General features: G+C 70.3%; 22 protein-coding genes and 2 pseudogenes. 17 read left to right on the top strand and 7 right to left on the bottom strand.

Annotated elements, in window-relative coordinates; genetic code table 11:
- Positions 1-61 precede the first annotated feature (61 nt).
- Both ACFFRH_RS23315 and ACFFRH_RS23310 read right to left on the bottom strand, forming a co-directional pair.
- Positions 62-751 carry a response regulator gene (locus tag ACFFRH_RS23315; RefSeq protein WP_344750312.1) on the bottom strand — a complete coding sequence of 230 codons (690 nt, stop codon included), beginning with the start codon at positions 749-751 and terminating at the stop codon, positions 62-64.
- On the bottom strand, positions 748-1,929 hold the full coding sequence (locus ACFFRH_RS23310) for a sensor histidine kinase (RefSeq protein WP_344750352.1): 1,182 nt from the start codon (positions 1,927-1,929) through the stop codon (positions 748-750). Before ACFFRH_RS23310 ends, ACFFRH_RS23315 begins: the two co-directional genes overlap by 4 nt.
- A 158-nt stretch (positions 1,930-2,087) precedes the next feature.
- Between ACFFRH_RS23310 and phoU the strand changes: the two genes are divergently transcribed.
- Positions 2,088-2,747 (top strand): phosphate signaling complex protein PhoU, encoded by a 660-nt coding sequence (phoU, locus tag ACFFRH_RS23305; protein ID WP_344750310.1) that lies wholly within the window; start codon positions 2,088-2,090, stop codon positions 2,745-2,747.
- A 62-nt stretch (positions 2,748-2,809) separates the two neighbouring features.
- On the opposite strand, the pseudogene ACFFRH_RS23300 reads toward phoU, so the two are convergent.
- From ACFFRH_RS23300 to mshA, 3 genes and pseudogenes are all read right to left on the bottom strand, one after another.
- Positions 2,810-3,487, bottom strand: a pseudogene (locus ACFFRH_RS23300) (phosphoglyceromutase); the annotation flags it as partial.
- Positions 3,488-3,617: 130 nt separating this feature from the next.
- On the bottom strand, positions 3,618-4,097 hold the full coding sequence (locus ACFFRH_RS23295) for a type III secretion system chaperone family protein (protein WP_344750306.1): 480 nt from the start codon (positions 4,095-4,097) through the stop codon (positions 3,618-3,620).
- Positions 4,098-4,284: 187 nt separating this feature from the next.
- Positions 4,285-5,568 carry a D-inositol-3-phosphate glycosyltransferase gene (gene mshA, locus ACFFRH_RS23290; RefSeq protein ID WP_344750305.1) on the bottom strand — a complete coding sequence of 428 codons (1,284 nt, stop codon included), beginning with the start codon at positions 5,566-5,568 and terminating at the stop codon, positions 4,285-4,287.
- Between the two features lie 106 nt (positions 5,569-5,674).
- On the opposite strand from mshA, the gene ACFFRH_RS23285 reads away from it, so the two are divergent.
- The 12 genes from ACFFRH_RS23285 to ACFFRH_RS23230 all read left to right on the top strand — a co-directional run bounded on the left by ACFFRH_RS23285 (position 5,675) and on the right by ACFFRH_RS23230 (position 16,378).
- Complete coding sequence (locus ACFFRH_RS23285; RefSeq protein ID WP_344750303.1) at positions 5,675-6,412, top strand: SDR family oxidoreductase; 738 nt, start codon at positions 5,675-5,677, stop codon at positions 6,410-6,412.
- A 22-nt stretch (positions 6,413-6,434) separates the two neighbouring features.
- On the top strand, positions 6,435-7,238 hold the full coding sequence (locus ACFFRH_RS23280; protein ID WP_344750301.1) for a class I SAM-dependent methyltransferase: 804 nt from the start codon (positions 6,435-6,437) through the stop codon (positions 7,236-7,238).
- Positions 7,239-7,372: 134 nt separating this feature from the next.
- Positions 7,373-7,903 (top strand): GNAT family N-acetyltransferase, encoded by a 531-nt coding sequence (locus ACFFRH_RS23275; RefSeq protein ID WP_344750300.1) that lies wholly within the window; start codon positions 7,373-7,375, stop codon positions 7,901-7,903.
- A gap of 61 nt (positions 7,904-7,964) precedes the next feature.
- The gene (locus tag ACFFRH_RS23270) at positions 7,965-8,330 is read left to right on the top strand and encodes a BlaI/MecI/CopY family transcriptional regulator (RefSeq protein WP_344750298.1); all 366 of its coding nucleotides are present in this window, start codon (positions 7,965-7,967) and stop codon (positions 8,328-8,330) included.
- Complete coding sequence (locus ACFFRH_RS23265) at positions 8,331-9,254, top strand: M56 family metallopeptidase (RefSeq protein ID WP_386159512.1); 924 nt, start codon at positions 8,331-8,333, stop codon at positions 9,252-9,254. It begins immediately after the preceding gene.
- 201 nt (positions 9,255-9,455) lie between these two features.
- A complete protein-coding gene (locus ACFFRH_RS23260) occupies positions 9,456-9,986 on the top strand; it encodes a helix-turn-helix domain-containing protein (protein WP_344750296.1) in 531 nt (176 codons plus the stop codon).
- A gap of 3 nt (positions 9,987-9,989) precedes the next feature.
- Positions 9,990-10,445: a hypothetical protein gene (locus ACFFRH_RS23255; RefSeq protein ID WP_344750294.1), complete on the top strand. Its 456-nt coding sequence runs from the start codon at positions 9,990-9,992 to the stop codon at positions 10,443-10,445.
- A gap of 214 nt (positions 10,446-10,659) precedes the next feature.
- Entirely contained in the window at positions 10,660-10,986 is a 327-nt protein-coding gene (locus tag ACFFRH_RS23250) for a DUF2516 family protein (RefSeq protein ID WP_344750293.1), read from the top strand.
- 211 nt (positions 10,987-11,197) lie between these two features.
- Entirely contained in the window at positions 11,198-11,713 is a 516-nt protein-coding gene (locus ACFFRH_RS23245; protein WP_344750292.1) for a GNAT family N-acetyltransferase, read from the top strand.
- 48 nt (positions 11,714-11,761) lie between these two features.
- The gene (locus tag ACFFRH_RS23240) at positions 11,762-12,823 is read left to right on the top strand and encodes a LacI family DNA-binding transcriptional regulator (protein WP_344750291.1); all 1,062 of its coding nucleotides are present in this window, start codon (positions 11,762-11,764) and stop codon (positions 12,821-12,823) included.
- Positions 12,810-14,222, top strand: a complete 1,413-nt coding sequence (locus ACFFRH_RS23235) for a serine/threonine-protein kinase (protein ID WP_344750290.1) — start codon at positions 12,810-12,812, stop codon at positions 14,220-14,222. Before ACFFRH_RS23240 ends, ACFFRH_RS23235 begins: the two co-directional genes overlap by 14 nt.
- Before the next feature lie 578 nt (positions 14,223-14,800).
- Entirely contained in the window at positions 14,801-16,378 is a 1,578-nt protein-coding gene (locus ACFFRH_RS23230; protein WP_344750289.1) for a cellulase family glycosylhydrolase, read from the top strand.
- Between the two features lie 179 nt (positions 16,379-16,557).
- Here the strand turns inward: ACFFRH_RS23230 and ACFFRH_RS23225 are convergent, their stop codons facing one another.
- Positions 16,558-16,938, bottom strand: a complete 381-nt coding sequence (locus ACFFRH_RS23225; protein ID WP_344750353.1) for a hypothetical protein — start codon at positions 16,936-16,938, stop codon at positions 16,558-16,560.
- 51 nt (positions 16,939-16,989) lie between these two features.
- Here ACFFRH_RS23225 and ACFFRH_RS23220 point away from each other — a divergent pair.
- Together ACFFRH_RS23220 and ACFFRH_RS23215 are read left to right on the top strand one after the other, a co-directional pair.
- Positions 16,990-17,316: pseudogene (locus ACFFRH_RS23220) on the top strand (ice-binding family protein); the annotation flags it as partial.
- A 31-nt stretch (positions 17,317-17,347) separates the two neighbouring features.
- The gene (locus ACFFRH_RS23215) at positions 17,348-17,662 is read left to right on the top strand and encodes an Ig-like domain-containing protein (RefSeq protein WP_386159505.1); all 315 of its coding nucleotides are present in this window, start codon (positions 17,348-17,350) and stop codon (positions 17,660-17,662) included.
- 388 nt (positions 17,663-18,050) lie between these two features.
- Here ACFFRH_RS23215 and ACFFRH_RS23210 read toward each other — a convergent pair whose 3' ends face one another.
- Positions 18,051-18,230 carry a hypothetical protein gene (locus ACFFRH_RS23210; RefSeq protein WP_344750287.1) on the bottom strand — a complete coding sequence of 60 codons (180 nt, stop codon included), beginning with the start codon at positions 18,228-18,230 and terminating at the stop codon, positions 18,051-18,053.
- A gap of 1 nt (position 18,231) precedes the next feature.
- Here ACFFRH_RS23210 and ACFFRH_RS23205 point away from each other — a divergent pair, with 1 nt between their 5' ends.
- Positions 18,232-19,371 carry an ice-binding family protein gene (locus ACFFRH_RS23205; RefSeq protein WP_344750286.1) on the top strand — a complete coding sequence of 380 codons (1,140 nt, stop codon included), beginning with the start codon at positions 18,232-18,234 and terminating at the stop codon, positions 19,369-19,371.
- Between the two features lie 356 nt (positions 19,372-19,727).
- Complete coding sequence (locus tag ACFFRH_RS23200; RefSeq protein ID WP_386159500.1) at positions 19,728-22,664, top strand: glycoside hydrolase family 48 protein; 2,937 nt, start codon at positions 19,728-19,730, stop codon at positions 22,662-22,664.
- The last annotated feature ends 60 nt before the right edge of the window (positions 22,665-22,724 follow it).

Below are 22,724 nucleotides of genomic sequence, written 5' to 3'. Positions count from 1 at the left end.
AGAAGCGGGCGTCGTCCCGGGAGCGGACGGTCGCCTGGAAACGGGAGACGGGCGGGGAGGCTCAGATCTCCGCGGGATCGAACTTGTAGCCCAGCCCCCGGACGGTGAGGATGCAGCGCGGGTTGGAGGGGTCGGACTCGACCTTGGCCCGCAGCCGCTTGACGTGCACGTCCAGGGTCTTGGTGTCGCCCACGTAGTCTGCGCCCCAGACCCGGTCGATGAGCTGACCCCGGGTGAGCACCCGCCCCGCGTTGCGCAGCAGCACCTCCAGCAGCTCGAACTCCTTCAGGGGCAGCTGCACGGCCTCACCGCGTACGGCGACGATGTGGCGGTCGACGTCCATCCGGACCGGGCCTGCGGCCAGCACCGCCGACTCCAGCTCCTCCACGTCGCCCTGGCGGCGCAGCACCGCGCGGATGCGGGCCACCAGCTCCCTGGAGGAGAAGGGCTTGGTGACGTAGTCGTCGGCGCCGAGTTCCAGCCCGACGACCTTGTCGATCTCGCTGTCCTTGGCGGTGAGCATGATGACGGGCACGTTGGAGCGCTGCCTGAGGGATCGGCAGACCTCGGTACCCGGCAGGCCTGGGAGCATCAGGTCGAGCAGCACCAGGTCGGCACCGTTGCGGTCGAAGGTTTCCAGCGCCTCCGGCCCGGTGGTGGCCACGGCCACCTCGAAGCCTTCCTTGCGCAGCATGTATGACAGGGCGTCGGAGAACGATTCCTCGTCCTCGACAACGAGCACGCGAGTCACTGCGCGGCCTCCAGGGGAATTGTGACTGTGGCGGGTTCCGTGACCGCCATGCCGCCGAAGGCGGGCAGGCGGAGGGTGAATGTGGAACCGGAACCCTCTTTGCTCCACACCGTGACCGCCCCGTTGTGGGAGGCGGCCACGTGTTTGACGATGGCCAGGCCGAGGCCGGTGCCGCCGGTCGCCCGCGAGCGTGCCGCGTCGACGCGGAAGAACCGTTCGAAGATCCGCTCCTGGGCGCTCTCGGGGATGCCGATCCCCTGGTCGCTCACGCTGATCTCGACGGATTCGGTGTTGGGGCCCGCCGCGCGGGCGCTGACCACGACCCTGGTGTGCTCGGGGCTGTAGGCGACCGCGTTGTCGATGAGGTTGCGCAGGGCGGTGACGAGGAGCTCGTCGTCGCCCCATATCCGCAGGCCCTCGACCCCGCCGGCGACGAGGGTGATGTCCTTGGCCGCCGCGGTGGTGTTGCAGCGGTCGATGGCCTCGTGCACCGCCTCGTCGATCAGGACCGGGCCCGGGGTGGGGATGGGCTCGGCGCCCTGGATGCGGGAGAGGGTGATGAGGTCCTGGACGAGATAGGTGAGCCGGGCCGCCTCGTGCTGCATGCGCCCGGCGAAGCGGGTGACCGCCTCGGGGTCGTCGGCGGCGTCCTGGATGGTCTCGGCCAGCAGCGACAGGGCGCCCACCGGCGTCTTGAGCTCGTGGCTCACGTTGGCCACGAAGTCGCGGCGCACCGCCTCGACGCGGCGGTGCTCGGTCTGGTCCTCGGCGAGGACGAGCACCTGGCCGTGCGAGCCGAGCGGGGCGACCCGCACCGCGAAGTTGGTCGACTCCTGGCCGAACTTGTGGCCGGCCACCTCGATCTCGCTCTCGCGGATCTCGCCGTCCCTGCGTACCTTCCTGGCCAGCGCGAGCAGTTCCGCCGCCATCAGGTGATCTCCCTTGACCAGGCCGAACGCGCGTGCCGCCGAGCTGGCCCGCAGCACGCGATCCTCCTTGTCGAGCACGACCGCCGAGGAGGGCAGGACGGCCAGCACCGAGGCGACCCCCTGCGGCAGCGCGCCGGGCTCCACGCCGTCCACCGGTGTCATCGCACTCCGCTGTCCCTGGGTATGGCGGACGACCATCACGGCCAGCGCTCCCACGACGAAACCGGCCAGCGCGGCCAGACTCGCCATCAGCTCACTCACGTGGTCCTCCCGTAGGCTTCACGCCCTCGATGGTAGGTCGGGCTTTTCCCATTGAGGACTGCTAAGGGGGCATGACCACGGCCTTTCCCATAAAGTTCACTTTACGGTCGAGGTTCGTTCACCGTTACCGCCCTACGGTGAATCTCATGCGCGACGCCTACCACGAAGAACTCGACGCCCTCACCGAGCGGCTGGTCGAGATGACCCGGCTCGTGAGGTCGGCGATATCGCGGGCCACCACCGCCCTCCTGGACGCCGACATCCACCTCGCCGAGAGCGTCATCTCCCAGGACGAGGAGGTGAACCGGATCTTCGCGGAGGTCGAGGCCTCGATCTTCGACCTGATGGCCAGGCAGCAGCCCGTGGCCGTGGACCTCAGAATGATCATCGCTGCGCTGCGGATGGGCACCGACCTGGAGCGCATGGGCGACCTCGCCGAGCACGTGGCCAAGATCGCCAGGCTGCGTCACCCCGACTCCGCGATCCCGCCGGAGGTCCGCTCCACCATCCTGGAGATGGGGCAGATCGCCGAGCGCCTCGTCACCAAGACCGGCAGCTGCATCGCCTCGCGCGACGTGGAGTCGGCCCTGGAACTGGAGTCCGACGACGACGCCATGGACAAGCTGCACCGGAGGCTGTTCAAGGTCCTGATGGCCCCCGACTGGAAGTACGGCGTCGAACCGGCCATCGACGTGACGCTGATCGGCCGCTACTACGAGCGCTACGCCGACCACGCGGTCCGCGTCGCGCACGACGTGGTCTATCTGGTGACGGGCTCCCGGCCCCAGGACACCTCCGCTTTCTGACCCCCGCCGCCCCTCACGAACGTCTTCACGAGAACCCGAAAAGGGCCCACCGGATCCGGTGGGCCCTTGGTGACCGGGTGGAAGGCGTCGTCCAGCTCGTACTGGAGCGGGATGCCGGTGGGGATGTTGAGCCCGGCGATCTCGTCGTCGCCGATCCCGTCCAGGTGCTTGACCAGCGCCCGGAGCGAGTTCCCGTGCGCGACGACCAGCACGCTCCTCCCCTGCGCGAGGTCGGGCACGATCTGGTCGTACCAGTACGGAAGCATGCGCTCGACGACGTCCTTGAGGCACTCGGTCCTCGGCAGCAGCTCGCTCGGCAGGAGCGCGTAGCGGGCGTCACCGGCCTGGGAGAACTCGTCGTCGTCGGCGATCGGGGGCGGCGGGACGTCGTAGGAGCGGCGCCAGAGCATGAACTGCTCGTCACCGAACTCGGCCCGCGTCTGCGCCTTGTCCTTGCCCTGCAGGGCGCCGTAGTGGCGCTCGTTGAGCCGCCAGGACCGGGAGACCGGCAGCCAGAGCAGGTCCGCGGCCCCCAGCGCGAGGTTGGCCGTCTGGATGGCCCTGGTCAGCAGGGAGGTGTGCACCACGTCGGGACGCACCCCCGCGTCCAGCAGCAACCGCCCGCCGCGGCGGGCCTCCTCCTCGCCCTTGGCCGAGAGCCCCGCGTCCACCCATCCGGTGAACAGACCCTTTGCGTTCCACTCACTCTCACCGTGCCGAAGCAGCACCAAAGTCGACATGCGGACAAGCTTAGTGGGCGCTTGCTTGGCGTCTCCGGCGCTCCACCCGCCCTGGACCCGCCCTGAGCCTGACCTGGGCCCGCCCCCGGTGCGGTGAGGCCCGGCCGCAAAGCGGTGGGGCGGGGTGCCCTCAGCGCTCGGGATCGGCGAAGCGGGCGAAGGCCTGGAGGTTGGCGAGCGACTCGCCGCGCTTGGCGCGCCACTCCCACTCGCGCCGGATCGAGGAGGCGAAGCCCAGCTCCAGGGCGCGGTCGAAGCCCTCGTCGGAGTAGGTGAGCACGCACCCGAGAAGACGGTCGACCTCCTCGTTGGTGACCGCCTCCAGCGGGACGCGGCCCACGAGATAGACGTCGCCGACGGGGTCGAGGGCGAAGTGGACCCCGTACATGGAGCCGTTCTTGGTGAGGAGCCAGCGGTAGAACTCGGCGTGGTTCTCGTCGGGCTGGCGGCAGAAGAAGGCTTCCACGTGCAGGGCCTGGTCCCCGACGATCAGCCAGGTCATGGTGGCGAGCTTGTGCTGGCCGGGGAGCTTCACCAGGAAGGCGCCCGGCCGGGGCTGCTCGTAGGAGGCGTCCGCGCTCTTCAGCGCCGCCTCGATCACTTCGCGCATGGGCCCAGCTTACGAGCGGGCCTCACGAACAGCGCGCCCCCGCCTCACGGGCGCTTCACGGGCGCTTCACGAGTTCGCAAGCGTTCCACGGGCCCCCCGTCCCGCGAGCGGGCTCCGCCTCACAGGCGGGCCGACTCCGTGAGCGGGCGGGCTCCGTGAGCGGGCGGGCCGGCTCCGTGAGCGGGCCTCAGGAGTTGACCGCGATCGGGAGGCGGTGCAGGTTCGTCATCGCCCCGGCGTAGACGTCCGCCAGCCGGGCCGCGGTGGCCGACCAGCCGAAGGCCGCCGCGTGGGCCACCGCGCCCGCCGACAGCGTCTCCCGCCAGGCGGGCTCGTAGACGAACCGGCGGAGCACCCGCGCCCAGTCGTGGGCCTCGTGCCCCTCGACGAGCACCCCGGACACACCGTCGCGTACGGCGGTGCGCAGCCCGCCCACGGACGCGGCGGCGACCGGGGTGCCGCAGGCCTGCGACTCCAGGGCCACCAGGCCGAACGACTCGCTGTGGGAGGGGACGACGGTCACGTCGGAGGCGCGGTACCAGTCGACCAGCTCGTGCTGGGGCGCGGGGGGAACGATCCTGACCACGTCGGAGATCCCCAGCGAGGCGGCCACGTCGGTGAGGTAGGAGGGCCTGGCCAGGCCGTTGCCGCTGGGGCCGCCGACGCAGGCGACGACCAGCCTCGACCTGAGCGAGGGGTCGTCGATGAGCATCCTGGCCGCGGCGCGCAGCAGCACGTCCGGGGCCTTCAGCGGCTGCACGCGGCCCACGAACAGCAGCACGTGGGCGTCCTGCGGCAGCCCGAGCCGGCGGCGGGCCGCGCCCTGTGAGGCGGGCTGGAAGACCCGCAGGCTCACGCCGGGGTTGACGACCTCGACGCGGGCCGGGGCGGCCCCGTAGAGCTCGACGAGCTCCCTGGCCTCGGTCGGGGTGTTGGCCACCAGGCGGTCGGCGACGTCCACGACCTGCTGCTCGCCCAGCACCCGGGCGGCCGGCTCCGGCCTGTCGTCGGCGGCGAGCAGGAGGTTCTTCACCTTGGCCATGGTGTGCATGGTGTGCACCAGCGGCAGGCCCCAGCGTTCCTTGGCCAGCCAGCCCACCTGGCCGGAGAGCCAGTAGTGGGAGTGGATGACGTCGTAGCGGCCCGGCTCGTACATGGCCTCGGTGCGCAGCACGCCCGACAGGAAGGCGCAGAGCTGGCCGGGCAGGTCGCCCTTGTCGAGCTCCTCGTACGGCCCGGCGGTGACGTGGCGGACCGAGACGCCGGGGACGAGCTCGGCGACCGGCGGCAGGTCCCGGGACGTCTGCCGGGTGAAGATCTCCACCTCCACCCCGAGTTCGGCGAGGCGCTTCGCCACCTCGACGATGTAGACGTTCATCCCGCCCGCGTCCCCGGTACCCGGCTGGTCCAGGGGGGACGTGTGCATGCTGATCGTCGCGACTCGGTTGACCCGTCGGCGCCTCACCGACACCACCTCCGAGAGGGCTCAACCATCGGATAATCCGCAACATTCCCGACACATGGCCGCTTCGGGCCCGAGCGGGCGGCCCCTGCGGCTCCTGGCAGGATGGGGACTCATGAAGAGGACAGCTGTGGTGACAGGGGCCAGCAGCGGGATCGGCGAGGCGACGGCCCGCAGGCTCGCCGCCGAGGGCTTCGACGTGGTGGCCGCGGCGCGGCGCAGGGAACGGCTCGACGAGCTGGCCGCCGAGGTGCCCGGCATCCGCCCGGTCACCCTGGACGTGACGTCGCAGGAGTCGGTGGACGAGCTGGCGGCCTCGCTCGACCGCTGCGACGTGCTGGTCAACAACGCCGGCGGCGCGATCGGCCTGGAGCCCGTGGCGAGCGGGAACGTCGCCGACTGGCAGCGGATGTACGACGTCAACGTGCTCGGCACCCTCCGCGTGACCCAGGCACTGCTGCCCAGGCTGGTCGAGTCGGGCGACGGCGTGCTGCTCATGCTGACCTCGGTGGCCGGGCTCGTCTCGTACGAGGGCGGGGGCGGCTACAACGCGGCCAAGCACGCGCAGACCTCGATGACCGAGGTGCTGAGGCTGGAGCTGGTCGGCCGGCCGGTCAGGATCGTCGAGGTCGCCCCCGGGATGGTCCACACCGAGGAGTTCTCCCTGAACCGCTTCCGCGGCGACTCGGCCGCCGCCGGACGGGTCTACGAGGGCGTGCCCGACCCGCTCTCCGCCGACGACGTGGCCGACGCCATCGCCTGGTGCGTGACCCGCCCGGCCCACGTGAACATCGACCGTCTCGTCATCCGCCCCCGGGCCCAGGCCGCCCAGCACAAGGTCCACCGCGTCTGATGCGCCGAAACCGCGTCTGATCGTGCGGAAGCCAGCGGAGAGGCCGGTAGGAGCGATCACCAGGGGGACGACCGGGCACAACCGCCTGCGGCGGGCCGACCGCTGGGTCGTCGCCGCGCACGGCCGCCTGCTGCGCTCCGCCGTCCGCCCCCTGGTGGTCGACCTAGGGTACGGGGCCTCGCACACCACGACCCTGGAGCTCTTCCTGCGGCTGCGCGTGATCTGCCCCTCGGTCGAGGTCGTCGGCGTCGAGATCGACCCGGCCAGGGTGGCGGCGGCGAAGCCGTACGAGCGGCCGGGGCTGTCCTTCGCGCTGGGCGGCTTCGAGCTGCCGGTGGCACGGCCGCCCCTGCTGGTGAGGGCGTTCAACGTGCTGCGGCAGTACGGGGAGGCACAGGCGTGGGAGTACTGGGCGATGCTCTCCGAACGGCTCGCGCCGGACGGGGTGATCGTCGAGGGGACCTGCTCGGAGGTGGGCCACCGCGCGGTCTGGGCCGGGCTCGACCGCTCGGGGCCCCGGACGCTCACCCTCTCGGCCCGCTTCGACTCCTTCGAGCGCCCCTCGGACCTGGCCGACCGGCTGCCCAAGACGCTCATCCACCGCAACGTCCCCGGCGAGCCGGTGCACGCCTTCCTGCGCGACTTCGACCGGGCCTGGGCCGTCAACGCCCCGTTGAGCGCGTACGGCTCCCGGCAGCGCTGGATCGCCGCGGCCGGGACGCTCGCCGGGACCTGGCCGCTGGCCGAGCGCCCGCCGCTGGGCGGCCGGGCGCGCTGGCGGCTCGGCGAGATCACCCTGCCCTGGTCCGCGGTCGCCCCGCGATGACCGGGTCACGATCGCCGCGCCGCGAGCGAGCCGCGGTCGCCCCGTGATGACCTGGCCGCGGCCACCCCGGACGGCTCCGGGAGGTTTGGTAAGGCAAACCTAACTTGCGCTCATATATTTGGTAAAGTTCGCATATGGCAGAACCGCGGTTCGTGGTGGACCCCGAACTCACCCCCGCGCTCACCGGCGAGCTCGTCGAGTGCTGGGCCGAGGTGGTCAACGCCGGAGGGGCGGTCGGCTTCGTCCCCCCGGTCACCCCCGGCGACATCCTGGAGACGGCCACCGCCACCTTCGCCGCCTGCGACACCACCCGCGACAACCCCGACCACCTGCTGGCCGGATTCGACCGGGAGGGCCAGGTGGCGTGCTGGCTGATCCTGGGCGACGGGAAGTCGTGGCTGCGGGCGCACTGGCGCTGGGTGCTGCGGGTGATGGTGCACCCCAAGCACCAGGGCCAGGGCTACGGGACGCTGCTCATGCGGGCCGCCGACGACGCCGCCCGCGACCTGGGCGTGGAGGCGCTGCACCTGACGGTCCGCGGCGGCACCGGGACCGAGGGCTTCTACGCCCGGCTGGGATACACGGAGGTCGGCCGGATCCCGCGGTCGATCCGCCTTGCGCCGGGCGACGATCGGGACGAGATTTACATGGTCAAACACCTGTGACGCAAGTCACTCGACAACCCGTAGTACTACCCCTCGTGGTGCGGGAGTTAGGCTTGGACGCGTGAAGGGTCTCGGCGAGCTTGAACGCAGCATCATGGACATCATCTGGGCACAGCCATCCTCCGTGACGGCGCGGGAGGTCGGGCGTCTGATCGCCGACCGCGACCTGGCGCCCACCACCGTGATGACCGTGCTCGACCGGCTCACCCGCAAGGGGTTCCTGCTCCGCACCCGGGACGGGCGCGCGTGGCGGTACGCACCGGCGGAGAGCCGCGACGCCTACGTCGCGGAGCTTATGCTGGAGGCGCTGGACATGACCGGTGACCGGTCGGCGGCCCTCACCCGGTTCGCCCAGGCCGTCACCGGCACCGAAGCCGACATCCTGCGCAGGGCCCTGACGGACCTGGAGGAGCTGGAGGACGAGTAGATGGCCGCGGCAGCCCTGGCGACGCTCGCCCTGGTCTGCGCGGTCGGCGCCTGGAGGTTCACCCGGGCGCGGTGGACCTACCGCGCCCCGCACGTGGCCATCGTCCTGTGGCAGGCGCTGGGGGTCACCTGGGGCCTGGCCGGGACGGGCGCCCTGCTCGGTTACGCGCTGGAGCCCTACGACGAGGGCGTGCTGCACGGCCTGCGCGAGTTCGCGGCCTCCTCGTTCGTCGGCGGGCGCGGGCTCCCCCAGCCGTACGAGCTGCCGAGGATCATCGCGCTCGTCGCCGGGATCACCGCGCTGGCCGTGCTGATCCTGGTGCTTCTCGCCGCGGGCGCGCAGACGTTCCGCGCCCGCCACCGCCACCGCACCCTTCTCGCCCTGATCGCCAGGGAGGACCCGGTGGTCCCCGGCGTACGGGTGCTCGACCATCCGGGCGCCACCGCCTACTGCGTGCCCGGCCTGCGCTCCCAGGTGGTGGTGAGCGAGGGGGCGCTCAAGCTGCTCTCCGCCGACGAGCTGAGCGCGGTGCTCGCCCACGAGGCGGCCCACGTGCGCGAACGGCACGACCTGGTGCTGCTGCCCTTCGCCGCGCTGCGCCGGGCGCTGCCCTGGTCGCGCGTGGTCAAGGACGCGCAGGGCGAGGTCGGCCTGCTCGTGGAGATGGCCGCCGACGACGTCGCCCGCCGCTGCTGCTCCGCGCGCCGCCTGGCGACCGCCCTGCTGCGCTTCGGCACGGCGGGCGCCGTCCCCGCCCCGCACGGCGCCCTGGGCGCCGCCAGCTCCGCCGTCTCCGTGATGGCGAGGGTCGAGCGCCTGGTGAACCCGGTCCCCGTCCTGCCGCGCGGGATCCGCTACGCCATCGTCGCCTTCTCCGTCGTCCTGACGTCGTCGGCGCCGCTGCTCTGGCTGGTCCCGTACTGAGCCGTGCAGCTGTGCAGCCGTGCGCCGAGGCTGACCCGCGTTTACCCCTCTTGAAGGTGCGGCCGGCCCGCTTACCGAAACCGGGTCCTGCCCTGGTGCTCTGGCCGGATTCGTCCATCTTTCGCCAAACTCACCCCAAAGTGCTTGCAAGTGTTAGCCAACTCGTTTGCAATAGCAAGCACTTTGCGGCAGACTCGACGCATGGCACTACCGAAGGTCGGCTCGATCGGTGAGTACATCCGCGAGCAGCGCACGCACGCGAAGATCTCCCTGCGACAGCTCGCCGCGGCGGCGGGGGTCTCCAACCCCTACCTGAGCCAGATCGAGCGCGGGCTGCGCAAGCCCAGCGCCGAGATCCTGAACCAGATCGCCAAGGGCCTGCACATCTCGTCGCAGGCGCTCTACGTCCAGGCGGGCCTCATCGAGGAGCGCGAGCCGGACAGCGACGTGCTGACCGCGATCAGGGCCGACCACCTCATCACCGAGCGGCAACGCCAGGTGCTGATCGACATCTACGAGTCGTTTCGCAAGGAGAACCATCAGGCCGAGGCCCCGGACGAGGACGTGCAGACCTCCCAGAAAGCACGCCTCGCACCGGAGCCCCGGCGAGGTGACGCGAACTCCTCGCCTGACGACGAGGCGCCGCTCCCCGGGGAATACCTCACCGCGTTGAAGCCCTACGCGGTCCCCCCGAGCAACGGCCACATCACCGAGGAAACCAAGGAAGGTTAACCCATGCCCATCGCCACCGAAGTCAAGAAGCTGGCCGAGTCCAAGCCGTTCTACGCCGTCGCCGGGGCCGGCGACTTCGCCGTCGAGAAGCTCCTTGAGCTTCCCGAGCAGATCCAGAGGCTGCAGGGCCGCCGCGGGGAGATCCGCGAGGCCGCGAAGGACCTCCCGGAGAGGGCCAGGCAGCTCGCCGGCAAGGCCGAGGGCTACGCCAAGGACTTCCCCGGGAAGGCGCGCGACTACGCCGACCAGATCGCGGGCCGGGCCAACGAGCTGTACGAGGAGTTCGCCAACCGCGGACGCAAGGTCGTCTCCAAGACCAGCGGCGAGATCGCCCTGGAGCTGGAGGAGGTCTCCGAGGCCGCCGAGCCCGCGATCGCCGCCGCCCGGACGCCCAAGAAGGGCACCCGCACCTCGAAGTCGTCCAGCACGACCGGCAGGTCCACCCCGCCCAAGGGCTGAGCACGCCCCTCACGCACTCCGGCCCCAAGGCCCGCCCCGGCATCTCCCGGGGCGGGCCTTGGGCGTCCCGGGGGGCCGCACCCGCCGCGTACGGGGAACGGCCGGGCACGGGAACGGGCCGCCAAGCCCGGCCGGTACGGGCCGAGGACACCGCGAACGGGACTTTCGGCATTAGGCTGAGGGAGACCGGCGAGGCGAACGTTCTGGAGAGACGATGATCGAAATCCACGGTGCCCTGGACCTGGTCTTCTGGATCCTGGCCGTCGGAGTGTTCGCGCTGTCGGGCTGGGCGCTCGTGCACGCGGTGAAGACCCCGGCGAGGGCGTTCGCGGTCACCGGCAAGCAGACCAAGAACCTGTGGCTCGTCATCCTCGGGCTGGCGGCGCTGTTCGGCTTCGCCGCCGCGGTGCAGTACCTCAGCGTGCTGAGCATCTTCACGATCGCGTCCGTCATCGCCTCGGGCATCTACCTGGCCGACGTGCGCCCCGCCGTGCGGGAGATCGGCAAGGGCGGCAACCAGGGACCGTACGGACCCTGGTGAACCTGTCCCGGGACCGGAGTTCGCGCAACCCCGGACGTGACCGGGCGGGGCTCGCCCCCGTGGCCCGGCGACACGGTCCGGGCACGGTCCGGGCGCTGCCCCGGGGAGGGCTCAGGGGACGGCTCCGGACAACCGGGTTGCCCGGCGGGGTTCCGGCCGGTAGACACGCCGGATGATGTTCGCACGCAAACCCACGCTCTCCGGAGAGCACGTGACACTCCGACCGGTCGGCCCCGAGCACGTGGACGGCCTCTGGGAGCTGGTCAACGACCCCGAGACCGTCCGGCTGACCGGCTCGCACGGCAAGCCCGACTACGAGGGGCTCAGGGCCTGGTACGGCTCGCGGGGCGAGCACGGCGACCGGCTGGACCTGGCGATCTGCGCCGCCGGGGACGACTCCTACGTGGGCGAGATCGTGCTCAACGAGCTCGACGCCGACAACCTCTCCTGTAACCTGCGCATCGCGCTGATCGGCCCCCGGGCGTACGGCAGGGGGTACGGCAGCGAGGCGATCCGGCTCACCCTCGACCACGTCTTCCGCACCACGCCGCTGCACCGGGTGGCCCTGGAGGTCTACGCCTTCAACGAACGGGCCGCGCACGTCTACCGCAAGATCGGCTTCGTCCAGGAGGGCGTCTGCCGTGACGCCCTGCGCCTAAACGGGGAATGGTATGACTCCGTAATCATGTCGATACTTGCCCCTGACTGGGTTGTCAGGGAAATTTGACATACACATGGTGATTTTTCGGAAACATCTTTTGACACTTCCGAAACAATGCTAGGTTCACTGGGAGCGCTCCCACCTGTGCAGGATCTTGGTGTGGAGGAAGTTATGACCGATCTACCCACACTCGCCCAGGTCGCCGCAGAGGCAGGGGTCTCCCCCGCCACGGCTTCCCGGGTGCTCACCGGTTCAGTCAGAGTCAGCACGTCGACTCGTAGGCAGGTGCATGACGCAATATCGCGTCTCGGTTACGTAAGGCATCGCGCTCCCCGTGGCGGCTCCGGCCGCCGATCCGACCAGGTCGTGGCCATCGTCGTCTGCGAACCCGCGCACCGGCTCTTCACCGAGCCGTTCTACGCACGGATGATCACAGCCGCGGAGGAGGTCCTCACCGGTCACGGCGTCCCCCTCGCCGTGATGACCGCCACGGCGGCCACCTCCACCATCGCCACGCCGCCGCTCGTCGCCGGAAGCATCGACGGCGTCCTGCTGATCGGCGCACGCGACAGGCATCCGCTCGTGGTGACCCTGGCCGCCTCGGGCATTCCGGTGCGGAGCGCGGGCCGTCCCCCAGACGGCATCGACCTCCCGCACGTCGACATGGACAACCGCGACGGAGGCCGGCAGGCGGCGGAACACCTGCTGCTCGGCGGCCGGAGGTCCATCGGCGTCATCGCGGGCCCGCCCGCCCTGCCGGCCGCCCGCGACCGGCTCGACGGGTTCATGCAGACCCTCGCCCTGGCCGGGATGACCGGCGTGCCGGTCGCGTACGGCGACTTCAGCCACACGTCGGGAGTGCACGGCATGCAGTGGCTGCTGCGCAGGATGCCACACGTCGACGCGGTCTTCGCCGCCTCCGACGTGATGGCGGCCGCCGCGCTGCAGACCCTGCGCCGGGCCGGCCGCCGGGTGCCGGAGGACGTGGCCGTCATCGGGTTCGACGACGCCCCCGCCGCCCGGCGGACCTCCCCCACGCTCACCACCGTCCGCCAGCCGGTGGAGGAGTTCTCCGCGCTCGCCACCCGGTTGCTGCTGCTCTCGATGAGCTCGTCCGGCGCTCCCCACGACAATCCCGTACTCCCCACTGAGCTGGTGGTCCGTGAGTCCGCCTAGCCAGGTCGGGCTTCGCGCGGGAGACGTGCTCACCCGCAGGTACCTGTTGCTGGAGCGGATCGCGTGGGGTGGCATGAGTGTCATCTGGCGTGCCTTCGACCAGTCGCTCCAGCGGATGGTCGCCGTCAAGCTGCTGGACGGCGAGCTGGGCGTCGACCTGGGGGAGCGCGAGCTGATCCGCAGGGAGGCGCGTGCCACCGCGCGCCTCATCCACCCCGACGCGATCGAGGTCTACGACTACGGGGAGACCGTGACCTCGCACGGTCGCCTGGCCGCGTACGTCGTGATGCGTCTGCTGGAGGGGCGCTCGCTGGCGGACCGGATCAGCGAGGGCCCGCTGCCGTGGGCGGAGGCGGCGACGATCGCCGCCAGGCTGGCCACCGTGCTGGCCGCCGCCCACGAGCGGGGCATCGTGCACCGGGACGTCACCGCCGAGAACGTGCTGCTGACCTCGGCGGGCGCCAAGCTGCTCGACTTCGGCATCGCGGCGTTCATCGGGGAGGACGGTGACGACCGGGCCTCCGACTACGGGACCCCTCCCTACGTGGCGCCCGAGCGGCTGACCGGCACGGTCGCGGACCCGGCGAGTGACGTCTACGCGCTGGGCGTGCTGCTGTTCGAGATGCTCACCGGCGATCCCCCGTACCCGGAACGGACCTGGGAGGAGATCGAGAACGTCCGCCGGGAGGGACCGCCTCCGGTGGCGGCGGTGCCGGGGATGCCCGCGCGGATCAGCGCGCTATGCCAGGTCTGCCTGTCGCACCGGCCCGAGGCCAGGCCGAGGGCGCAGGAGGTGGCCGACGACCTGGCCGCGGCCCTCAGGCCGCCGGCCACGGCCCCGGCCCACTGGACCCGCGGGCACGGGCTGGTGCGCTGGACGGTGGTCGCGACGGTGGCGGCGCTGCTCGCGGGTCTCCTGGTGTGGAGCCGGATCGCCGGCTCCTACGAGGAGCGGGTGGCCGGTCCACCGGGTCGCGGGACGGCGCCGCCCACGGTCCTCGACCCCACCACCGCCTACCCCGAACCGGGTACGACGCCACTGCCCAGTCCCTCTCCCTCCGGCCTCTCCTCCAGATGGAGCGGGCAGGCGGCGGAAGCGGCACCGGGAGTGGAGGCGATCCCGGGAACGGAGGCGATCCGCTCCTACGAACCGAATCTCAACCAGAGTGTGCGGCGCTTCAACGCCGTGCTCGCGAAGGGGGAGGACGAGGGCAGGATCCGCCCCGACGTGGCCCTGGACCTGCGGCAGGTGCTGGCCAACAGCGTCTGGGGCTCCCGCGACCTCACCCCGATCCGAGGGAAGATCGCCGAACGCAACCGGGAGGGCTCGCTGCCCGACGACTTCCGCAGCGCCCTGGAGGCGCAGCTTCTGCTCGTGTCGGTCGCCCTGGCCGGTTGAAAAAAATGAAATATACGACTAAGCCCCCTCAAATTCTAAAATGGAGGGGGCTTAGATTATTTTCCGGTTATGGTCCCGTCGAATTCACCGTCGGGATCCGGTGACGGCCGCCCTGAGGGTGGCCGACGACTTCGTGTGCGCCGAGGCGACCGGCCCCGGTTCGGTGTCCGGAAAGCCCCGCGTCCAAGAATGCGCTCCTCCGGACGCGGAAAGCGATCGAGGGCTTTTCTTCGCCGACGAGATCCCGGCCGGAAAATGGGGAATCCGCGATTTCGGAGCCGGTGGCCGGACCGGGTGACGCGCCATTCCCGCCGCCCCGTCGAACGCCGGCGAGCCTCCCGTGGACGTGCCCGCCCCTCCCGCCGTCCCCCTGAAACTTTCACCCGGCGATCGGCGGGGCGGTGGCCGCACAGGGCGAGATGGGAGGGGTCGCGGGTGCCGCGAGGGGGCGGGACCGGTCCCGGCGGCGGTTGACGGGAGCGGGGCAGGCGCCGAACCATGGCGAACGCGACCGGCCGCACCTTTCGATCGCGGGGTTCCCGCCCCGCGAACAGATCCCGTCCTCGAAGGGCTCTTCAATGAAAGTCCTGCGTGTTCGCAGGTGGTCGGCGGCGCTCGCGGCGCTCGTGGTCACCTCGGCGCTGGCGGTCGCGCTCGGCTCCTCCCCGGCCGGTGCCGCGGGCGGAACCGGTACCGGCTACCTGCGCACCTCCGGCAACAAGATCGTCGACAGCACGGGCGCGACCGTCCGGTTGACCGGCATCAACTGGTTCGGCATGGAGACCGACAACAAGACCTTCCACGGGCTGTGGTCGAGCAACCCCTGGAGGGGCCAGATCGACAAGATGGCCTCGCTCGGTTACAACACCCTCCGCGTGCCGTTCTCCAACGACGCCCTCAAGCCCGGCGCGGTCGCCAGCGGCGTGAACGACTTCGTCAACCCCGACCTGGTCGGCAACAGCCCGCTGCAGATCCTCGACAAGGTCATCGCGTACGCCGGAAGCAAGGGCATGCGGATCATCCTCGACCGGCACCGGCCGACCGCGGCCGGGCAGTCGCCGCTGTGGTACGTCGCCGCGACACCGGAGAGCACCTGGATCAACGACTGGAAGGCGCTCGCCCAGCGGTACGCGGGCAACACCACCGTCATCGGCGCCGACCTGCACAACGAGCCGCACGCCGAGGGCACCAACCCGGCCGCCACCGGGGCGTGCTGGGGCTGCGGCGACACCGCGCGCGACTGGCGGCTCGCCGCCGAGCGGGCGGGCAACGCGGTGCTGTCGGTCAACCCCAACTGGCTGATCTTCGTCGAGGGCGTGAGCTGCCCGAGCGGGGGCCTGTCGAACGTGTGGGACAACGACCCGAGCAACGACGAGGACTGCGGCTGGTGGGGCGGCAACCTGTCGAAGGCCGGGGAGTTCCCGGTGCGGCTGAACGTGGCGAACCGGCTGGTCTACTCGCCGCACGACTACGCCACCTCGGTCTACCGCCAGACGTGGTTCGACGCGCCGGACTATCCGGCGAACATGCCCGCGATCTGGGACAGGTACTGGGGCTACCTCTACCGGCAGAACATCGCGCCGATCATGCTCGGCGAGTTCGGGACCACCATGCAGGCCGCCGTGGACAAGGTCTGGCTCCAGGAGCTGATGAAGTATCTGGGCACCGGGGTGAACGGGATGTCGTTCACCTACTGGTCGTGGAACCCCAACTCGGGTGACACCGGGGGCATCGCCAAGGACGACTGGATCTCCATCAACCAGGACAAGCAGGACATCCTCCAGCCGTACCTGATCCCGCCGGTCGGCGGGGGCGGCACATCCACCCCCACCCCGACTCCGACACCGACCCCGGGCACCGCGGCCTGCGAGACGTCGTACGCGCTCACCAACTCCTGGCAGGGAGGCTTCCAGGCCGCGCTGACCGTGAAGAACACCGGGACCTCGACCTGGAACAACTGGTCGGTGAGATGGACCCTGCCGTCCGGCGTGACGCTCGGCAGCGGCTGGAACGCCACCGTCACGCAGAGCGGGACCACCTTCACCGCGAAGGCCCCGAGCCACGCGGCGAACCTCGCGGCGGGTCAGTCCGTCGTCGTCGGGTTCACCGCGAACGGACCCTCCACCCCCGGCGCGTCCGGCATCACCTGCGTCTGACCACCTCTCTCCGTTTCACGGAACCGTCGAGGGCGTGCCGCCGAGCGGCACGCCCTCGCGTGCTTGGGACGGGGACATGGCCTCGCGCGGTTGAAAACGGGGACGCGGCCTCGCGGTCTCCGCCGCCCGGTCCGCTTCGGAGCCGGATATCCCAAACATCTTCGCAATCAGCAATATAGTCACATCCCATATAAATACTCCGATAACCACGCAATAAAATATCCCGCACGTCGTATAACAAGTACGACACCGCCGATTAGCAGGGTCGGCGAAAATGGCGCATCATCGGCAATGCGCCTGGGCGGCGAAATACCAAAAGAAAAGGGCAGCACTGTGATAAGAGCTGGCCACCCACCTATCGTTCCGCGAGATGTCGTCCGTTCCTGGCCGGCGGGAGCCCTGACCGCCGCGGTCGCGCTGGGCTGCGTCGCCGCGACACCGCACACGGCGAACGCGACGAACGCGACGAACGCGGCGACGCCACCGCCGCTCGGCACGGCCGCGAACTTCGCGGTTCTGGCGGGCACGACGGTCACCAACACCGGTCCCAGCGTGATCACCGGGGATCCCGGGGTGAGCCCGGGCTCGGCCGTCACCGGCTTCCCCCCGGCGTCGTGGTCGGCACCATCCACTCCGCCGACGCCGCCGCCGCTCAGGCCCAGGTCGACCTGACCGCCGCCTACGACGACGCGGCGGGGCAGCCCGTCGACGCCACCATCCCGGCGGAGCTGGGCGGGACCACCCAGACACCGGGGGTCCACGACTCCGCCTCGGGCACCTTCGGGATCCCCGGAAACCTGATTCTCGACGGGCAGGGCGACCCGAACGCCGTCTTCATCTTCAAGACGGCCTCCACCCTCATCACCGCGTCCGCCAGCACGGTGACCCTCATCAACGGCGCGCAGGCGTGCAACGTCTTCTGGCAGGTCGGCCGCGCCCACGGGGTCGGCCGAGTTCTTCTCCGACGGGGTGAGCCTGGGCACGGCCCCGATCGACGCGAACGGCCGCGCCACACCGGCCGTGACCGGCGTCCCGCCGGGAACCCATCAGCTCGTGGCCGGCTTCCCCGGCAACGCGGACCTGGATCCCATCGCCTCGACGCCGCTCACCCTGGTCGTCGGCCCGAACGGCCTCTGCCCGGCACAGCCGACAAAGCGGAAGAGCAAAAACCATCAGAGCATTAGAAACCACCAGCAAGTCGACAATGCGATCAAGATAAAGGACCGAAAGCGCAGGCATCACCACCATCACTCGTGGGTCAGGCGCTGCTGCCACCCGCACTAGTTCCGCGCCGGGAATTCACCCGGTGAATCCGTGCGCCGCTTCGCGTGTCGTCCCCCGACCGTCCGCGTCCGGCCTTCCCGCACCCCGGGACCACCGAGGGCGTGCCGCCTGGCGGCACGCCCTTTCTTGACGCGTACGGAAGCTCGACGCCGGGGAAAGCCGCCGGGTCGCACCCTACATAACGGCATTCCACTGAATATCCGCACAAACAATAATATTGCAGAATTCCCATGGTGTCCGCGAACAGGTAATGCGATAAAACAACCCGCATGTCGTACGACGACCCCGGCACCGCCGATCAGTAGTCTCGAAAAAACGGCGCATCATCGGCAATGCGCCTGGACGGCGAAATACCAAAAGAAAAGGATGAAACTGTGGCAGTCATTGGTCACCCCCATATCGTTTCGCGAAATACCGTCCGTTCCTGGCTGGTGAGGGCCGTAACGGTCGCGGTCGCGCTGGGCTGCGTCGCCGCGACACCGCACCCGGCGAGCGCGGCGAGCACGGCCCGTATGGCGAAAACGACGAAAACCACGAAAACACCGAGCGCGGCGAACACCTCGAACACGATGAACGAGCCGAGCCCGGCGGCGCCGCTGTCGCTCGGCGCGGCCACGGACTTCGCGGTCCTGGCGGGGACGACGGTCGTCGGCACCGGGGCCACCGTCATCACCGGCGAGGTCGGGGTGAGCCCGGGTTCGACGACCGCCGGGTTCCCGCCGGGCGTCGTGGCCGGCGCCGTCTACCTGGACGACTCCGTCGCCGAACAGGCCCAGGACGACCTGGCCGCCGCCTACGACAACGCCGCGAGGCGGCCCGGCACCGCCTCCCTCCCGCCGCAGCTCGGCGGGACCACGGTGGCTCCGGGCGTCTACAACTCCATCTCGGGCGCCTTCCAGATCGGCGGGGAGCTGACCCTCGACGGGCGGGGGAATCCGAACGCCCTCTTCGTCTTCAGGGCTCCCGCCCTGGTCACCGCGCCCGCCAGCACGGTGCGGCTCGTCAACGGCGCCCAGGCGTGCAACGTCGTCTGGCAGGTCGGCGGTTCGGTCTCGCTGGGGGCCGGCTCCCGTTTCACCGGGAACGTCCTCGCGCTGACCTCGATCACCACGGCCGGCGGCACGACCGTGAACGGCCGCCTGCTGGCCCGCGTGGGCACCGTGAACCTGGACGCCACCACCGTCACGCGATCCGCCTGCACGGCCTTGCCGCAGAGGAAGACCACCACCAAGCTGGCCGCGTTCTGCGATCCGGAATCACCGGGCAACCTCACCCTCGTCGCGACCGTCACGTCCCCGGGGCCGATCGCCCCTGTCGGGCCGGTCGAGTTCTTCGCCAACGGGGTGCGCCAGGACCAGTTCCAGTCGGACGCCGCCGGCCACGCGAAACTGATCGTTTCCAAGATCCCGCCGCGAACCCATGAGTTCGTGGCGGCCTTCGCGGGCACGAACCGGCTGGAGCCCAGCGCCTCACCGGTGCTGACCGTGGCCGTCGGCCCCGAGGGCATCTGCCCGGCACCAGCGGAGAGTCCGGCCGGCGCCAACGCCACCGCCGACCCCGGCGGCGGCTCGGGGGGCGGCCCGCGCGGCAACAAGAAGAACCGAACGGTCATAACGTATCCGCCCAACGACAGGGCGTTCCCGGCGGGGAAGCGTGACCGCGGCCGTCACCACCACCCACGCCCGGGGAGCCATCGCCGTTCGCGCTGATCGGGCGGGCCGGAAAACCTCTCCCCGCGACCACGGATCCGCCCCATCGGCCGTCGGCCGGTGGGGCGGATCGCCGAGGCGGGGGCCCGGGGGCACCCACAAGCAAGCATTCGGCTGGGAGCGTCGAAAGTCATGAAACTTTCATACTCCGCGAAAAAGGCCGCCCGGATCACAGCAGCCTGGCGGCATGGGTCGTGAAACATCGGCGTAACCGGGGGCGCCTGCCATTGACATCCCGTTCACCGTCTCCAGAATCCCTTATGGGAGCGCTCCCACCCCCTCTCTCCCTTGCTTGATCCGATGCGGCGCCACTACCAGCGAATTCGCATCGATCCCCACTCACGGAGGCCCATTTCATGCATTTGTTCCCCATCAAAGCGGGAGCGCTCCCACGCTTCCGGAGACGGGTCGCCGCGCTGGCGCTGCTCAGCCTGGCGGCCGGGACGACCACCGCCCTGGCAGCCTCTCCCGCCCTCGCCGCCGTCGCCTGCGACGTGACGTACACCACCAACGACTGGCAGGGCGGCTTCACCGCCAGCGTGTCCGTCAAGAACCTGGGTGACCCGCTGACCGGCTGGACCCTCGGGTTCGCCTTCCCGACGACCACCCAGCGGATCAGCCAGGGCTGGAGCGCCACCTGGGCGCAGAGCGGCCAGAACGTCACCGCCAAGAACCTCGACTGGAACGGCAACCTGGCCACCGGCGCCTCGACCAGCATCGGCTTCAACGGAACCTGGTCCGGTTCCAACCCCAAGCCGACCGCCTTCACGGTCAACGGCACCACCTGTGGCGGCACCCCCGTCAACCAGCCGCCCACCGTGAGCGTCACCGGCCCGGCGGCCGGGGCCACCTTCGCCGCGCCCGCGACGGTGCCGATCACCGCCAACGCGGCCGACAGCGACGGCACCGTCTCCAAGGTCGACTTCTTCAACGGCACCACGCTGCTGGGCACCGACACCACCGCGCCGTACGCCTACAACTGGACGGGCGTCGCCGCCGGGAGCTACTCCCTCACCGCGAGGGCGACCGACGACAAGGGTGCGGTCACCACCTCCTCCCCGGTGGGGATCACCGTCACCGCCGACTCGGCCCCCGCCGTGGTCGTCACCCCGGCCACGGTCGCCGTCCCCGAGGGCGGTTCGGCCGACCTCTCGGTCAAGCTCTCCAAGGCCCCGTCCGCGAGCGTCACCGTGGCGACCGCGAGGACGAGCGGCGACACCGACCTGACCGTCGCCTCCGGCGCGTCGCTCACCTTCACCACCGCCAACTGGAACACGGCCCAGACGGTACGGATCGCGGCGGCCGAGGACAGCGACCAGACCTCGGGAAGCGCCGAGTTCACCTCCACCGCCTCCGGCCACACCTCGGCCAAGGTGACCGCCACCGAGGTCGACAACGACTCCAGCGGCGGGGACAACGAGTACATCAAGCGCTTCACCGCGATGTACAACAAGCTCAAGGACCCGGCGAACGGCTACTTCTCGCCGCAGGGCGTGCCCTACCACTCCGTCGAGACCTTCATGGTCGAGGCGCCGGACCACGGGCACGAGACCACCTCCGAGGCCTACAGCTACTACCTGTGGCTGGAGGCGGCGTACGGCAAGGTGACCGGCGACTGGAGCAAGTTCAACGCGGCCTGGGCCTCGATGGAGAAGTACATCATCCCGGCCACCGCCGACCAGCCGACCAACGCCAACTACAACCCGTCCAAGCCCGCCACGTACGCCGGTGAGTGGGACGACATCAAGCAGTACCCGTCCAAGCTGGACGGCGGCGTGAGCGTCGGCGTCGACCCGATCGCGAACGAGCTGAAGAGCGCCTACGGCACCAGCGACGTCTACGGCATGCACTGGCTGCTGGACGTGGACAACACCTACGGCTTCGGCCGCTGCGGGGACGGGACCACCAAGCCCGCGTACATCAACACCTACCAGCGCGGCCCGGAGGAGTCGGTCTTCGAGACCATCCCGCAGCCGTCCTGCGACACCTTCAAGCACGGTGGCCCGAACGGGTTCCTGGACCTGTTCACCGGTGACAGCTCCTACGCCAAGCAGTGGAAGTACACCAACGCCCCCGACGCCGACGCCCGCGCCGTCCAGGTGGCCTACTGGGCGCACACCTGGGCCAAGGAGCAGGGCAAGGAGTCGCAGGTCTCGGCCACGATCACCAAGGCCGCGAAGATGGGCGACTACCTGCGCTACGCGATGTACGACAAGTACTTCAAGAAGCAGGGTTGCACCAGCACCTCGTGTGCGGCCGGCACCGGCAAGGACAGCTCGGCCTACCTGCTGAGCTGGTACTACGCCTGGGGCGGCGCCTACGACACCTCCGCCGGCTGGGCCTGGCGGATCGGCTCCAGCCACAACCACTCCGGCTACCAGAACCCGATGGCCGCCTGGGCGCTGTCCAGCGTGGACGCGCTCAAGCCCAAGGGCGCGACCGCGGTGCAGGACTGGACGACCAGCACCAAGCGGCAGCTGGAGTTCTACCGCTGGCTGCAGTCGACCGAGGGCGCGATCGCCGGTGGCGCCACCAACAGCTGGCAGGGCCACTACGCGGCCCCGCCGTCGACGCTGCCCACCTTCTACGGGATGGCCTACGACTGGCAGCCGGTCTACCACGACCCGCCGTCCAACCAGTGGTTCGGCTTCCAGGCGTGGTCGATGGAGCGGGTCGCGGAGCTGTACTACGCGACCGGCAACGCCGACGCCAAGCTCGTGCTGGACAAGTGGGTCAAGTGGGCCACCGACAACACCACGGTCAACGCCGACGGGACCTACCAGATCCCCTCGACGCTGGTGTGGACCGGCCAGCCCGACACCTGGAACCCGAACAACCCCGGCTCCAACTCCGGTCTGCACGTGAGCATCAGGGACTACACGACCGACGTGGGCGTGGCGGGTTCGTACGCCAAGGTGCTGATGTACTACGCGGCCAAGTCCGGTAACGCCACGGCCAAGACCGTCGCCAAGGGCCTGCTCGACGGCCTGTGGAAGAACAACCAGGACGCCAAGGGCGTGTCGGTCACCGAGACCAAGGCCGACTACAGCCGCCTCAACGACCCGGTCTACGTGCCCCCGGGCTGGACCGGCAAGATGCCCAACGGCGACACGATCAACTCCAGCTCGACCTTCATGTCCATCCGGTCCTTCTACAAGAACGACCCGGACTGGCCGAAGGTGGACGCCTACCTGAAGGGCACCGGCCCCGCCCCGTCCTTCAACTACCACCGGTTCTGGGCGCAGGTGGACGTCGCCGTCGCCCTCGCCGAGTACGGCCGCCTCTTCCCCTGACCCCCGACCTCGGGCCCGGCCCTCCCTCGGGCCGGGCCCGAGCCCGACCTGAACCCGACC

This window comes from Streptosporangium vulgare (genome assembly GCF_042428775.1).
GTDB classification, from domain to species: Bacteria; Actinomycetota; Actinomycetes; order Streptosporangiales; family Streptosporangiaceae; genus Streptosporangium; species Streptosporangium vulgare.
The sequence above is the reverse complement of the archived record's forward strand: the minus strand, read 5'-3'. Positions and strand labels throughout refer to the sequence as shown.